General features: G+C 36.6%; 1 pseudogene. It reads left to right on the top strand.

The features are described 5' to 3' along the window. Positions 1 to 265: pseudogene (locus tag R0J88_RS20865) on the top strand (hypothetical protein); the annotation flags it as partial.

Below are 265 nucleotides of genomic sequence, written 5' to 3' on the forward strand. Positions count from 1 at the left end.
GTTGGAACAACTGTATGGAAAATTGAAGAAAAGAAAGTATTTATTTCGAATGAAACCATAAAAGAGATTGAAGCAAAAGCGATCTTACTTGCAACTGGCGCAATCGAAAAAGCATTACCCCTACCAGGATGGCAAAAGGTAGGAGTCGTTACTGTTGGTGCAGCCCAAACATTTACAAATTTGCATAATGTTAAAATTGGTGAAAATGTGGTCTTTGTTGGTATTGACCCACTATCTATTTCTGTAGCGATTGAAATGAAACATG

Origin of the sequence: Pseudoalteromonas sp. SIMBA_162, assembly GCF_046535955.1 — a bacterium.
In the GTDB taxonomy this organism is placed as follows: domain Bacteria; phylum Pseudomonadota; class Gammaproteobacteria; order Enterobacterales; family Alteromonadaceae; genus Pseudoalteromonas; species Pseudoalteromonas marina.